Annotated in this window: 10 protein-coding genes; 6 read left to right on the forward strand and 4 right to left on the reverse strand. The window is 63.7% G+C overall.

From position 1 onward, the window contains the following. Positions 1 to 1377, reverse strand: a complete 1377-nt coding sequence (lpdA, locus tag ACFQDI_RS16075; RefSeq protein WP_377168566.1) for a dihydrolipoyl dehydrogenase — start codon at positions 1375 to 1377, stop codon at positions 1 to 3. Between the two features lie 113 nt (positions 1378 to 1490). On the opposite strand from lpdA, the gene ACFQDI_RS16080 reads away from it, so the two are divergent. From ACFQDI_RS16080 to ACFQDI_RS16100, 5 genes are all read left to right on the forward strand, one after another. Further along, entirely contained in the window at positions 1491 to 2279 is a 789-nt protein-coding gene (locus tag ACFQDI_RS16080) for a hypothetical protein (protein ID WP_377168568.1), read from the forward strand. Positions 2280 to 2351: 72 nt separating this feature from the next. Continuing rightward, positions 2352 to 3341, forward strand: coding sequence for a S1C family serine protease (locus tag ACFQDI_RS16085; RefSeq protein WP_377168570.1), 990 nt, complete (start codon positions 2352 to 2354; stop codon positions 3339 to 3341). Next, positions 3328 to 4449 carry a PDZ domain-containing protein gene (locus ACFQDI_RS16090; RefSeq protein WP_377168572.1) on the forward strand — a complete coding sequence of 374 codons (1122 nt, stop codon included), beginning with the start codon at positions 3328 to 3330 and terminating at the stop codon, positions 4447 to 4449. The genes ACFQDI_RS16085 and ACFQDI_RS16090 overlap by 14 nt, the downstream gene beginning before the upstream one ends. A gap of 70 nt (positions 4450 to 4519) precedes the next feature. Next, the gene (locus ACFQDI_RS16095) at positions 4520 to 5809 is read left to right on the forward strand and encodes an aminopeptidase P family protein (protein ID WP_377168574.1); all 1290 of its coding nucleotides are present in this window, start codon (positions 4520 to 4522) and stop codon (positions 5807 to 5809) included. 1 nt (position 5810) lies between these two features. Continuing rightward, positions 5811 to 6536 (forward strand): 16S rRNA (uracil(1498)-N(3))-methyltransferase, encoded by a 726-nt coding sequence (locus ACFQDI_RS16100; RefSeq protein ID WP_377168576.1) that lies wholly within the window; start codon positions 5811 to 5813, stop codon positions 6534 to 6536. Positions 6537 to 7469: 933 nt separating this feature from the next. On the opposite strand, the gene mobA is transcribed toward ACFQDI_RS16100, so the two are convergent. Both mobA and ACFQDI_RS16110 read right to left on the reverse strand, forming a co-directional pair. Further along, on the reverse strand, positions 7470 to 8051 hold the full coding sequence (mobA, locus tag ACFQDI_RS16105; protein ID WP_377168578.1) for a molybdenum cofactor guanylyltransferase: 582 nt from the start codon (positions 8049 to 8051) through the stop codon (positions 7470 to 7472). Then, the gene (locus ACFQDI_RS16110) at positions 8048 to 8503 is read right to left on the reverse strand and encodes an MOSC domain-containing protein (RefSeq protein ID WP_377168580.1); all 456 of its coding nucleotides are present in this window, start codon (positions 8501 to 8503) and stop codon (positions 8048 to 8050) included. Before ACFQDI_RS16110 ends, mobA begins: the two co-directional genes overlap by 4 nt. A 46-nt stretch (positions 8504 to 8549) precedes the next feature. Between ACFQDI_RS16110 and ACFQDI_RS16115 the strand changes: the two genes are divergently transcribed. Further along, positions 8550 to 9581 (forward strand): Gfo/Idh/MocA family protein, encoded by a 1032-nt coding sequence (locus tag ACFQDI_RS16115; protein ID WP_377168582.1) that lies wholly within the window; start codon positions 8550 to 8552, stop codon positions 9579 to 9581. Between the two features lie 363 nt (positions 9582 to 9944). On the opposite strand, the gene ACFQDI_RS16120 is transcribed toward ACFQDI_RS16115, so the two are convergent. Continuing rightward, positions 9945 to 11234: a protein kinase domain-containing protein gene (locus tag ACFQDI_RS16120; protein WP_377168584.1), complete on the reverse strand. Its 1290-nt coding sequence runs from the start codon at positions 11232 to 11234 to the stop codon at positions 9945 to 9947. Positions 11235 to 11467: the final 233 nt, after the last annotated feature.

Raw genomic sequence — 11467 nt, forward strand, 5'->3', positions numbered from 1 at the left:
TTACACGTGAATCGGATGCCCCTTGGCGACTTCGGTGGCCTCCTTGACCATTTCCGACAGGGTCGGATGGGCGTGGATGGTGGCTTCGATTTCGTCCCAGGTGGCTTCCAGATTCATGGCGAGGCCGATCTCGGCGATCATCTCGGTGCTTTCGCTGCCGATCATGTGCGCGCCGATGATCTCGCCGTGCGGTTCGCCGTAGAGGATCTTGACGAAGCCTTCGGGCTCCGCAGCAGCGAGCGCCTTGCCGCTGGCCACGTAGGGGAACTTGCCGACCTTGAACTTGAGGCCCTTCTCCTTGGCCGCGCGCTCGGTGAGGCCGATGCTGGCCACCTGCGGATGGCAGTAGGTGCAGCCGGGGAAGACGCCGACTTTCTTGGGCTTGTGCTTGGTGAAGAGGCCTTCCACGCACTGCACAGCCTCGTAGCTGGCCACGTGGGCGAGCCAGGGCGGCCCGATGATGTCGCCGGCACCGTAGATGCCTTTGACGGAGGTCTGGTAGCGGTCGTCGGTCTGCAGCCAGCCGCGCTCGGTGAGCTTGAGCTCGATGCCGCCGGGCAGCACGGGGGCCACGCCGATGGCGACGAGGCAGACGTCTGCCTCAAGGGTCTCATTGGCAGCGCCTTCGACGCTGATCTTCACGCCCTTGCCGTCTTCGGAGGTGCCGGTGACCTTGGTGTTGGTGAGGATGCGGATGCCGGCCTTCGTCAGGCTCTTTTCCAGGGTCTTGCTGACTTCGGTGTCTTCCACCGGAAGGATGTCAGGCAGCATTTCGACGACGGTCACCTTGGTGCCGTAGGCGTTGAAGAAGTAGGCGAACTCAATGCCGATGGCGCCCGCGCCGATGACGATGACGCTCTTGGGCTGCTCGGCGAGGGTGAGGGCCTCCTTGCTGCCGATGACGGTCTTGCCATTGAAGGGGAAGCCGGGCATGGGGCGGCTCTTGGCGCCGGTGGCGATGAGGATGTTGGCGGCGTCGTGGGTCTCCTTGCTGCCGTCTGCGGCGGTGACTTCCACCTTGCCGGCGGCGGGGATGCTGGCGGTGCCGCGCAGGTAGTCCACCTTGTTCTTTTTGAAGAGGAATTCGATGCCCTTGTTGAGCTTGTCGCTGACGCCACGGCTGCGGCCGATGACCTTGGACCAGTCATACTCGATGCTGCCGATCTTGAGGCCAAACTCCTCGGCGCGGTGGGTCAGGGTGTGGTAGAGCTCGGCGTTTTTCAGCAGGGCCTTGGTAGGAATGCAGCCCCAGTTCAGGCAGGTGCCCCCGGCGCGGTCATTTTCGACGCAGGCCACTTTCTTGCCGAGTTGAGCTGCGCGGATGGCTCCGACGTAGCCCGCAGGCCCGCCGCCGATGACGATGAGGTCGTAGTTCATGTATTTTTGAGGAAGAAAGTGAGGGGTGGAGAGAAGCGCAGCCGGAAGGGATGTTCAACCGGTGAATCAGGGTTCCCGGGGCGGGACTTTTCCAGATGACGGCCAGGTAACCTATGTTACGTTGGCATTATGAAACCCAAGGCGGTCATCATTACGGACCCAAAAAAGCTGTTCGCGATCTGCTCCAATCAGCCGCGCGTATCAGCGGAGCAGATGCGCAAATCCATTATGGCTGGAATTCGCAGCGGTCATACGCAGTCGCCCGTGAAGGCGAGCTGAGACGGCTTGCCGTAGAACCGAACGCAGAAGAACCTCCTTCCGACACCATGGGTGTGGGCGGAGAACATGCTCTCTACGGCTCCGAAACCTTGGGGAAAGTCATCAAACATACCCTGCCCGGCTTCTACGGCCGGATCATGGACGAGACAAAGCTGCTCGACCCGCGCACCTTTCAGAACAAAACCCGCCTCATGATGAGGGCGGCTCTGCCTTCAGAGTATCTGCGACGCTGGGCGGTAATGACGGATGTTTTCGGGATGCGCACCCATTACTTGGGCAAAGTCACTGGCTCGGACCATGAGCCGCAAATGGCGGTGGAGCAGCCGTTCATCCCAGAGGATGAGAACCTGCCCGCCACGCTGGAGGACGCGGAGGCGTTTTTCGCGGCACACGGCTTTGAGCGGGTGGACGATACCCACATCATCAATCCCGACGTGCATGGAGTGACGTGGTATCGCCAACGGGATGGCATTCTCATCACGGATGCGCATGCACGGAATTTCCGCCGTGACCTCGATGGCGTGATCATCCCGGTGGATCTCGTCATCGCCTTGGTGCCGCCTGGCGCCTCGGCGGTGCTGCCTGGGGCGACGAAGCTGTGGGAACCGGCGGAAGAAGACTGAGACTTGGCTTGAACAGAAGAGCCAAATCTGGCAACTTTCCCGCAGTTGAGCCGTTGGTTTTGGTTGATTCAAATGCACACTTCATTTCACCTTCTGCTGATCGTGGCCCTGCTGTGTGGGCGCGCAAACGCGGCAGAGCAGCGTCAGAGCATTGACAAGCCGCCGAAAACAGACATCGCCGCCCTGCAGGAAATCCAGAATGACGTGCAGAAGCTCCTGCCCCGGGTGCGCCAGGCGCTGGTGGCCATCCAGACCGGAGGCGGCACGGCCAGCGGGGTGATCATTTCGGCGGACGGGCTGCTGCTAACGGCCGCCCATGTGCCGAATGACCCGGGGAAGGACATGAGAATCATCTTGGAAGACGGGACCGTGACCACGGCGCAATCCCTGGGGCTGGACAAAACGACGGATGCCGCCCTGGCCCGGCTGAAAGACCGTGGAAAACCCTGGCCCTATGTGAGCCTGAGCCGGGAAGTGGCCAAAGTGCAGCCTGGAGAGTGGTGCTTTGCCCTGGGGCATCCCGGCGGGTTTGACAAGGCACGCGGCCCGGTGCTGAGAGTGGGCAAGATCATCAAGCAGACGGCCAACAGCCTGCACAGCGACTGCGTGCTGATGGGCGGCGACTCCGGGGGGCCGCTGTTTAATTTCAACGGCGAGGTCATCGGCATCCACAGCCAGATCTGGGAGGGCCGGGACCAGAATGTGCACGTGTCCATGGCCCCCTTTCTGCGCTCCTGGGAGGCGATGCAGAAGTCCCAGGTGATCAAAACCTGGGGCATGGGTGCGGGGGGCTACCTGGGGGTGGCGACCGTGATGAACGACAGCCTGGACCTGGAGGTGGCCGACGTGATCGAGGGCTCGCCGGCACTGAAGGCCGGGATCCGGGCCGGGGACATCATCCTGAGCGTCAACGGGGACGCCATGACCGACCAGCAGCAGTTCAGCGCCACCGTGCGGGCCCGCGCCGCGGGCGACACGCTCAAGATCAAACTGCGCACGCACGGCAAGGAGCGCGACCTTTCCGTGCAGCTGGCGCAAAAACCACAGGATGAAGGGCAGTGATGCGATGACCAAAGGGAAGCCAGTCACTCGCGACCGAAAGCCCGCCGCAGCTGGCGCACGGGGTGTTGGGTCATTGGTGCTGCCTCATTCCACCCTGCTCCTGCTTTTCTGCGCCGTGCTGGTGCATGCCGACCCGCCGCGTGCGCCCCTGGCGCAGGAGGACCGCACCAACGGAAAGAACACCCTGGCCGCCGTCGAAAAGCTCAGGCAGCTCACCACCGCCTGCTGCGCGAGCATCGAGAGCCCGCTGGGGCGCACCCTCTGCACCGCCACCATCGTGGGTGAGGACGGCTACGTTTTGATCAAGGCCAGCGAGGTGCCCGAACTGCAGAAAACGCGCATCAAATTCAGCGACGGGCGCTCTGCCGACCTGCGCGAGGTGCACCGCGACACGAGGCTGGACCTGGTGCTGGCGCAGGCCGTCGGCATCACCGGCCTGCGTACGGTTTCCTTTGGCGAGGCGCATGCCCTGACCCTGGGCCAGTGGCTGTGCAGTGTGGCCGAGGGAGGTGGGGCACCACGCATCGGCATCGTGAGCGCCAAGCCACGCAAGATTCCGGGCGAGGGGGCCGCCATGGGCATCCGCATGGACGAAAAACCCACCAAGGACGGCAAAGGCGTGCGCATTGTCGGGATCGCCAGCGAGAGCCCGGCCGAAGCCGCCGGTTTGCAGGAGGAGGACTTGCTCATCACCATCGCGGGGGAAAAGGTGGCAGCGTCCCGCCGTGTGTATGACATCATCAAAGGACGCCAGCCGGGGGAGGTCATCGACATCCGCTACCTGCGCCAAGGGAAGGAAGAAAGCTGCCGCATCCGCCTCGCGAGCCGCACCAAGGTGCTGCACAACTGGGAGGGCGAGGACTTTGCCAATGGCGGTGTGTCCCTGCGCAGCGACAACTTTCCCGAAGTGCTCCAGCACGACATCCCGCTGCTCCCCACCGACATGGGCGGCCCCGTGGCCACGCTGGAGGGCAAGGTGGTGGGCATCAACATCGCCCGCGTGGACCGCGTGACCACCTTTGCCCTGCCGGTGGAAGCCTTCTGGACGGAAGCCAGGCAGTGGATCCAGGCCGACCGGCATCCGCCGAAGGCGGTGCCTGCGAAATAATGTGGTGCATGAAGCGGGGCTGCGTGCAACTTCGGCTCCAGCGGCAGGCGGGACGCCTGCCCTAACTCCTATGCGCTACCAACCCCTGCCAGCCGAACTGTTTGCCTCGAACCGTGAGCATCTGTATGCGAAGCTGCCGCCAAGGTCGCTCGTGATTGTGCATGCCAATGACGTGCTGCCGACGAATGCGGACGGCTCGCTGAGCTTCATCCAGAACAGCGACCAGTTTTACCTGAGCGGCATCGACCAGGAGGAGACGATTCTGGTGCTGTTCCCTGACGCTGCGGACCCGAAGCAGCGGGAGATGCTGTTTGTGCGGGAGACGAACGAGCACATCGCCGTATGGGAGGGCGAGAAGCTGACCAAGGAGCAGGCGAAGGAGCGCAGCGGCATCGCGCGCGTGCACTGGCTGGAGGATTTTGAACTGCAGTTCCGCAGCGTGATGTGCCAGGCGGACCATGTGTTTCTCAACTCGAACGAGCACACCCGCGCCACCATCCCCACGGAGACACGGGAGATGCGCTTCACGCGGCGCTGCCAGCATGAGTACCCGCTGCACCGCTACCACCGCCTGGCGCAGCTGATGCACGAGCTGCGCGTGATCAAGAGCCCGCATGAAATCACGGCGCTGAACGAGGCCATCCGCATCACGGGAGACGGCTTCAATCGTCTGCTGAAGTTTGTGAAGCCGGGGGTGCATGAGTTTGAGATCGAGGCGGAGCTTTGCCATGAGTTCATCCGCCAGCGTGCGCGCGGCTTTGCGTACACGCCGATCATCGCCACCGGGGCCAACGCCTGCGTGCTGCACTACATCACCAACCACTGCCAGTGCCAGGACGGCGACATGCTGCTGCTGGATGTGGCGGCGAACTACGGCAACTACAACGCCGACCTGACGCGCACGATCCCGGTGAACGGCAAGTTCACCCCGCGCCAGCGCCAGGTCTATGACGCGGTGCTGCGCGTCTTTAAAGAGTGCTGCAGGATCCTGCGCCCGGGTGTCATCATCCGCGAGTACCAGGAGCAGGTGGGCAGGATGATGGAGCAGGAGCTGCTGGGGCTGGGCCTGATCACGCCCGAAGACGTGGCCAAGCAGGACCCCGAAAGGCCGGCGTACAAGAAATACTTTCCCCATGGCACGTCCCACCCGCTGGGCATCGACGTGCATGATGTGGGCCACATGTGGAAGCCGGTGCAGGCAGGCATGGTCTTCACCGTGGAGCCCGGCATCTACATCCGCGAGGAGAAGCTGGGCGTGCGACTGGAAAACAACATCTTCATCGGCGAGAAGGAAAACATCGACCTCATGGCGCACATCCCCATCGAGGCGGATGAGATCGAGGCCCTGATGAAGCGCTGACATGTCGCTGCCGCGCTTCCATCTTCCAGCCTCCGAATGGGCCGCGCCCCACCTCACCCTGACCGGCGATGAGGCGCAGCATTGCGGCCGGGTGATGCGCAAGCAGCCGGGGGACGCCATTGAGGTCTTTGATGGCGCGGGCCGTGTGGCGGTGTGTGAGATCACGCATGTCTCCAAGGCGGAGGTGCAGGCGCGCATCGTCTCGGAGTCCAGCGTGCCGCCGTTTCAGACCTCGATTCATCTGCTGCCCGCGCTGATCAAGGCAGAGCCTTTTGAGTGGCTGCTGGAGAAGGCGGTGGAGCTGGGAGCGGCGAGTGTGCAGCCCGTCATCACGGAGCGCACGGTGATCCATCTGGATGCAGCGCAGGTGGAAAAGAAGCTGGCCAAGTGGCGGCGGCACATGATCGAGAGCGCGAAGCAGTGCCACACGCCCTTTGTGCCTGAATTGAAGGCTCCCGTTTCCTTTGCTGCCGGGGTGAAGTTTCAGGCGGACTTCAAACTCATTCCTGCGCTCAGCGAACAAACGCGCACGCTCAAACAGGCGCTGCCGGAATCAAAGCCGCAGAGCGTGGCGGTGCTGATCGGACCTGAGGGAGATTTTACGAACGAGGAAGAGGCGCAGGCTTTTGCGGCGGGGTTTGTGCCGGTGACGCTCGGGCCGCTGGTGCTGCGGGCGGAGACGGCGGGGATCGCCACGCTGGCGATTTTGGGGCATGAGCTGAGGTGAGCCAGGACATCCGGGCGGCTCAAGAAGCCAAGGGCCTCATACCACGATGCGATGAAAACGGGTCTGAAGGTGGAGGCACGAGCTGACGGAGGGGGATCATCTTGATCCCCCACCTGCAGCGTGTTCGTGGTTCTGCGAGGGCGCAGGGCGAAGCGGGAACGTGTGGGATCGGGACGATCCCACTCCGCCTGAGGCTTCGCCGCAGCGACGGAGGGGGATCATCTTGATCCCCCCACCTGCAGCGTGTTCGCGGTTCTGCGAGGGCGCTGGGCGATGCGGGAACGTGTGGGATCGGGACTATCCCACTCCGCCTGAGGCTTCGCCGCAGCGACGGAGGGGGATCATCTTGATCCCCCACCTGCAGCGTGTTCGTGGATGTGCGAGAGCGCAGGGCGATGCGGGAACGTGTGGGATCGGGACGATCCCGCTCCGCCGGAGGCTTCGCCGCAGCGACGGAGGGGGATCATCTTGATCCCCCTACCTGCAGCGTGTTCGTGGATCTGCGAGGGCGCAGGGCGATGTGGGAACGTGTGGGATCGGGACGATCCCACTCCGCCTGAGGCTTCGCCGCAGCGACGGAGGGGGATCATCTTGATCCCCCCCACCTGCAGCGTGTTCGTGGATCTGCGAGGGCGCAGGGCGCTGCGGGAGCGTGTGGGATCGGGACTATCCCACTCCGCCTGAGGCTTCGCCGCAGCGACGGAGGGGGATCATCTTGATCCCCCCACCTGCAGCGTGTTCGTGGATCTGCGAGGGCGCTGGGCGATGCGGGAACGTGTGGGATCGGGACGATCCCACTCCTCCGGAGCGCTGGCTGGCCGCATGGAATGCTGGCTTTCACCCCTGAGACCCGTTTTCAGCTGTGCGTGGTATGAGTGGTGCTGGCAATCTGCCAGCAAAGAAGGCGCATCATCTCGGGCAGGATTGCCCGAGCTACTTCAAATCCGCCGGCGTGTTCGCATTGCGGAAGAAGGGCATCTGCTCGTCTCCGAGGGCGTGCGTGATGGCCAGACCTGAGTGCACGGCGGCCTCGATGATGGGCTGGAGGGAGAGGTGTTTTTCGCCCAAAGCCTTCTGCATCAGCGGCAGCATGGCGGGGACGTAGAGACCGGCGAGGGTTTCATCTCCGTGAGGGCCACGAAAGAAGCGGCCCACCACTGGCTCCGTGTGCGGCACGAGGTGCTCGCGCAGAAAGGCGGCGGTCATCCAGGGCATGTCCACGGCCAGGACGAGCAGGGGCATCTGCACGCGCTCCAGACAGCGGGAGATGGCGCCGAGCGGGCCCTCATCCACGCCTGCGGGGTCGTGCACCATCTCGACGCCCTCGCTGGGGCTCACGTAGAGGGGCTGATCGCTGCGGCAGGAAAGCAGCACACGGGCGGCGCCGATGGACTGCAGCTTGTGCAATTGTGCCTGCCAGAGATCCTGCCCATGCCAGTGGAGCAGGGCTTTGTCCTGTTTCATCCGGGTGGAGCGACCACCGGCGAGCAATACGGCGGCGAAGGGCGTGTTCATGATTTGCGGAGGATTCCGTCACTCAAAATCTTGGCTCGCAGGCCGCCGTGGCCTTTGAGCGCGGCTTCAGCGCCTTCGGCAAAGGCCTGGTTCATCCAGTGGCAGGGCGCGGCCTCCTGGGTGCCGAGGAAGCGGACACCCTGCACTTCAAACTCGGTGCCGATGAGCGTGTTGAGGTCGATGCCCTTGGTGATGATGTTGCGGCGGAAGGCGGAGGGGGGCACGCCCATGACGCTGAACTGCTCGCAGAGGCGCTCGTACTGCTCGTGCTCAAAGAAGGTGACCTGCCCTTTGAAGTCCTCCTTCCAGCCGAAATAGCGGTCGCCGCGCAGGCCCTTGCCGGTCACGCATTCCACCTCGGGCACCTCGGTCATCGGCGTGGTGCCGGGGGGAAGGCCGTGATGGCCCACATAGATGTGCTCGGGGGAGATGAAGATGTGCAGGATTTGCATGCGTGGCTTGGATGTTGGGTCCAACGTGCTCTTCATTCATACGACCATGAGCGCAACAGAGCAACCCATCCGCATCGGCATCATTGGCGCCGGTGGCATCGTCAAATCCCGTCACATGCCCGGCCTGCGGGCCATCCCCGGCGTGCAGATCACGCGGGTGACGAACCGCAGCCTGGCGAGCGCTGAGGCTTTCTGCCAGGAATTCGCGCCGGAGGCCAAACCCGTGGAACGGTGGGAGGAGGTGGCGTCGAGCGACGAGGTGGATGTGGTCTGGATCGGCACGCACCCCTACATGCATGCGGAGATGACGTGCTACGCGCTGCAGCATGGGAAGCACGTCTTTACCCAGGCGCGCATGGCGGCCTCCCTGCCGGAGGCGAACCAGATGTGGGAGGCGTCCATGCGCTACCCGGAGCTCGTGACGGCCATCTGCCCGGCCCCCCAGGGCATGCATGGGGGGGAGCTGGTGAAGAAGCTGCTGGCGGAAGGAGCCATCGGCACGCCGCACCAGGTGCTGCTGCACAGCTTCAATGATGCCTGGCTGGATGCGGCGATGCCCGCGCACTGGCGGCAGCAGTCCGACTTGAGCGGCATTCAAATCCTCACGCTGGGCATCTACACCGAGGTGCTGCAGCAGTGGCTCGGCCACATCGTGGAGGTGGAGGCACGCGGCAATGTGGTGATCCCGGAGCGTGCGGGCGTGGAGGTGGACATCCCGGACTTTGTGCATGTGATGGCGAAATTCCGCAGCGGCATCGAGGCCACGATGCTCTTCAGCGGCGTGGCGGCCCATGCGCCGACGGACAAGCTGTGGATCTTTGGCTCCGAAGGCACGCTGAGCTATGACTTTGCCACGGATGACCTGCAGCTCGGCAAGCGCGGCGGCAAAATGGAGTCTGTGACGGTGCCCACGGAACTGCAACGCACCTGGACGGTGGAGCGGGATTTCATTGCCGCCGTGCGCGACGCCAAAGCCCCGCGCCCCCGCCCAGACTTCGTCGAAGGCATGAACTACATGCGCGTGGTGCACGGCGTGTGGCAGGCCATGGAAAACCAAGCGGCGGTGCGCGTGGTGTGAAACGGATTTTGTAGGTTGGGAGTGTTTGGCGCGCTGCGTGCACTCAATCACCTGAATGCCCCTGCGCCAAACCGCCCGACTGCGAGGACGTTCGTACGCCATGGCGTTTGCCGCACGCTGATGGACGGGCGGGCTGTCGCCACACCCATCCTACGTTCTGGCGCGGCGCTCTGGGCGTAGGTTGGGTGTGTTTGGCGGATGATGCCTTCTCAATCATAGGAAGGCCGCTTCGCCAAACCGCCCGACCCCCAGGACGTCCGTACGCCATGGGGCTTGCCGCACGCTGATGGACGGGCCCATTCTTCGCACTGCGTGCTTCGAAGGGCACACGCGCTGTCGCCACACCCATCTTACGGGCTGAGATCACGCCACGCGCCTCCGTCCCACGGCCAGCACGCCATTGACGATCTGCAGCAGGCCTTCCACATGGTAGGGCTTGGGCAGGGCGGCGGCAAAGCCGTAGGCGCCGCAGTCCCTCATCACGGGGTCGTCCCGGTAGCCGGAGGAGACGATGGCGAGGATCTGCGGGTCCATGCGGCGGAGGTAGAGCATCGTCTCCCGGCCGCACATGCCGTCGGGGATGGTGAGGTCGAGGATGGCCAGATCGTAGGGCTGCCCGTGGTGCATGGCCTCCTGGTAGAGGCGCAGGGTGTCCTTTCCGTCTCCGGTTTCGACGACTTCATAGCCTGCCTTTTCCAGGGCGCGGCGCATGAGATCGCGCACCATGAGGTCGTCCTCCAGCAGGAGGATGCGTCCGGCGGAGGGTTTGGCGGCTGGCAGCGGCCGGCTGGAGGGAGGGAGCACCGGAACCAGAGCCTGCTCGATCATGCGCCGCATGTCTCCCATGGACTGGTAGCGATGCTCACGGTCTGTCATCAGCGCCCGGACGATGACGGCATCCAGGCGGGGGTCCAGACCATGCACCAGCGTCGAAGGCGGCTGCCAGGAGCCGCGTGGCAGGGCCCCGGTGAGCATCTGGTACATCAGCACGCCGAAGGCATAGATGTCGGCACGGTGGTCGACCTCGCGGTGGGCGTTGAACTGCTCCGGCGCGGCATACTCCGGCGTGCCCATGACCATGTGCGTTTCGGTGACCATCGAAGGCGCGCGCATGACGTCCTTGGCGAGGCCAAAGTCGGTGATCTTCACCTCACCCTGGCGTGTGAGCATGATGTTGGCGGGCTTGACGTCCCGGTGGACGATGCCCTTGGAGTGTGCGTATTCGAGGCCTGCGGAGATCTGCGGCAGAAGCTGCAAGGCCAGCTCGGGCGTCATGCGTCCGGTGCGCATGATCTCGCCGAGATCGGTGCCGTCCACGAACTCCATGACGAAGAACAGAAAGTCGGTGCCGATGTGACCATAGTCATAAATGGCGACGATGTTCGGGTGGTTGAGCGTGGCCATGGCCCGTGCCTCGCGGCGAAAACGGTCCTCAAAAGCAAAGTCATAACCATCTGTCACGCGCAGCACCTTGATGGCCACAGGCCGTCCAAGGCTGAGCTGAGTGCCGCGGTAGACCGTGCCCATGCCGCCGATGCCCACCTGCGCCTGCACCGAATAACGCCCAAAGGGCATCATGGCGGAGAGTTCCTGCGGGGAAGGCGGCGCAGAACGATTCACAAGAGGAGCGGCAGAGCTGCTGGTAAGTCGCATCAGTAAGGTACTGTGGCACACCTGCCAAAGGGAGCAACCTTCTTAAACCTTGGGACCTATTTAGGCTCTCCAGTCCAAACTGCCGGAATGGGAGTCCACCATGGGCAGGGGGATGATAGGTGGATTTCGCAAATAAGGGCTGAGGTGCCCGACCGGGCCTTTTTTCTGCCACACGAAAATATCGGAACCGGTGATAAGGTGGCAAGAAAGCACCGCCGCTCCGTTTGTTAATC

The sequence above is a fragment of the Prosthecobacter fluviatilis genome, from assembly GCF_042655725.1.
In the GTDB taxonomy this organism is placed as follows: Bacteria; Verrucomicrobiota; Verrucomicrobiia; order Verrucomicrobiales; family Verrucomicrobiaceae; genus Prosthecobacter; species Prosthecobacter fluviatilis.

What these genes read in the sequence shown, in the direction of transcription:
- lpdA (WP_377168566.1), bottom strand. Translation starts at nt 1,377, where the DNA reads ATGAACTACGACCTCATCGTCATCGGCGGCGGGCCTGCGGGCTACGTC.
- ACFQDI_RS16080 (WP_377168568.1), top strand. Translation starts at nt 1,491, where the DNA reads ATGTTACGTTGGCATTATGAAACCCAAGGCGGTCATCATTACGGACCC.
- ACFQDI_RS16085 (WP_377168570.1), top strand. Translation starts at nt 2,352, where the DNA reads ATGCACACTTCATTTCACCTTCTGCTGATCGTGGCCCTGCTGTGTGGG.
- ACFQDI_RS16090 (WP_377168572.1), top strand. Translation starts at nt 3,328, where the DNA reads ATGAAGGGCAGTGATGCGATGACCAAAGGGAAGCCAGTCACTCGCGAC.
- ACFQDI_RS16095 (WP_377168574.1), top strand. Translation starts at nt 4,520, where the DNA reads ATGCGCTACCAACCCCTGCCAGCCGAACTGTTTGCCTCGAACCGTGAG.
- ACFQDI_RS16100 (WP_377168576.1), top strand. Translation starts at nt 5,811, where the DNA reads ATGTCGCTGCCGCGCTTCCATCTTCCAGCCTCCGAATGGGCCGCGCCC.
- mobA (WP_377168578.1), bottom strand. Translation starts at nt 8,051, where the DNA reads ATGAACACGCCCTTCGCCGCCGTATTGCTCGCCGGTGGTCGCTCCACC.
- ACFQDI_RS16110 (WP_377168580.1), bottom strand. Translation starts at nt 8,503, where the DNA reads ATGCAAATCCTGCACATCTTCATCTCCCCCGAGCACATCTATGTGGGC.
- ACFQDI_RS16115 (WP_377168582.1), top strand. Translation starts at nt 8,550, where the DNA reads ATGAGCGCAACAGAGCAACCCATCCGCATCGGCATCATTGGCGCCGGT.
- ACFQDI_RS16120 (WP_377168584.1), bottom strand. Translation starts at nt 11,234, where the DNA reads ATGCGACTTACCAGCAGCTCTGCCGCTCCTCTTGTGAATCGTTCTGCG.